The organism is Kineococcus indalonis, assembly GCF_009906395.1.
GTDB classification, from domain to species: Bacteria; Actinomycetota; Actinomycetes; order Actinomycetales; family Kineococcaceae; genus Kineococcus; species Kineococcus indalonis.
In genome coordinates this window covers 1-1,802 of record NZ_JAAALM010000669.1, presented here as the reverse complement: position 1 = coordinate 1,802, position 1,802 = coordinate 1, and the positions used below count along the sequence as shown (strand labels likewise).

General features: G+C 74.0%; 1 protein-coding gene. It reads left to right on the top strand.

The annotated features are described in order from the left end of the window. Window positions 1-78 precede the first annotated feature (78 nt). Window positions 79-1,802: MDR family MFS transporter (locus tag GTR00_RS20095; protein ID WP_166613308.1), on the top strand; the 1,724-nt coding region annotated here is incomplete at its 3' end.

The window sequence follows — 1,802 nt, the reverse complement described above, 5'->3', positions numbered from 1 at the left end:
GCCCCGCGAGGACCCCCACGACCGCACCGGGCCGGCCTGCGCCGGCCCGCCGACCGCCCGCACCGAGCAGGAGACCGCATGAGCAGCACCACGGCCGGCACCCGACCGGCCGGCCCCGACGGGGCGCCCGCCCTCAGCCACCGGCAGATCATGGCGATCCTGTCCGGCCTGCTGCTGGGCATGTTCCTCGGCGCGCTGGACCAGACGATCGTCTCCACCGCGATCCGCACCATCGCCGACGACCTGGACGGCTTCTCCCTGCAGGCGTGGGCGACGACGGCCTTCCTCATCACGTCGACGATCTCCACGCCGCTGTACGGCAAGCTCTCCGACATGTACGGCCGCCGGCCGTTCTTCATCGCCGCCATCGGCATCTTCGTCGTGGGCTCCGCGCTGTGCGGGATCTCCACCTCGATGTACGAGCTGGCCGCCTGGCGCGCCCTGCAGGGCCTGGGCGCCGGCGGCCTGATGTCGCTGGCGCTGACGATCATCGCCGACGTCGTCCCGGCCCGGGAGCGCGCCAAGTACCAGGCGTGGTTCATGGCCGTCTTCGGCACCTCCAGCGTCCTGGGCCCCGTCGCCGGCGGCTTCTTCTCCGGCCAGGAGTCCCTGCTGGGCCTGGCCGGCTGGCGCTGGATCTTCTGGATCAACGTGCCGCTGGGCGCCCTGGCGATGGCCGTCGTCGTGCGCAACCTCAAGCTGCCCAGGCGCACCACCCGCCACCGCGTGGACTGGCCCGGCGCGCTGACGCTCATCGTGTGCCTGGTGCCGCTGCTCATCGTCGCCGAGCAGGGCCGCGAGTGGGGCTGGGGCTCCGGGCGCGCGCTGCTGTGCTACGCCCTGGGCCTGGTGGGCCTGGTCGGCTTCGTCCTCGCCGAGCGCGCCTACGGCGAGGAGGCGCTGCTGCCGCTGCGCATGTTCCGCGGGCGCACCTTCGTCGTGGGCAGCCTCGGCAGCGCCATCCTCGGCATGGGCATGTTCGGCGCGATGGCCGTGCTGCCGCAGTACCTGCAGGTCGTCAAGGGCTCCTCGCCCACCGTCGGCGGCCTGCAGATGCTGCCCCTGGTGCTGGGCATCATGTCCGCCAGCGCCTTCGCCGGGCAGTTCATCGCCCGCACCGGCCGCTACAAGCCGCTGCCGGTGGTCGGCACCGCCCTGATGGTCGTGGCGCTGTTCCTCTTCAGCCGCGTCGGCGCCGACACCCCCGTGTGGCAGACCATGCTCGTCATGGTCGTCATGGGCTGGGGCCTGGGCGGCAACATGCAGCCGGTCATCCTCGCCGTGCAGAACGCGGCCGGCCCGCGCGAGATCGGCGTGGCCACCTCCTCGGTGACCTTCTTCCGGCAGATGGGCGGCACCCTGGGCACCGCGGTGTTCCTGTCCATCCTGTTCTCCACCCTGGGCGACAACGTCTCCTCCGAGTACCGCTCGGCGGCCTCGCAGCCGGCCTTCGGCGCCGGCCTGCAGCAGGCGGGCCTGGACCAGCAGGGCCTGCAGGGCGTCCTGGCCCGCGCGCAGGACGACACCTCGGTGCTCGCCACGCTGCCGGCGGCCCTGGCGCACCCGTTCAAGGTGGGCTTCACCGACTCGGCGAACCTCATCTACCTGGTGGCGGCCGCCGTCATGGTGCTCGGCTTCGTCACGCTGCTGTTCCTGCCCGCCCTGCCGCTGCGCGGCGCCGGCGGCCACGGGGCGACCGGCGAGACCCCGCAGGCGCCCGCCGCCGGTGCCGCGGACGCCCCCGCCGCCCCGGTGCAGGCCGCCGGCGGCGCCGGTCGCGCCGGGGGCGGCGACGTGGCCGG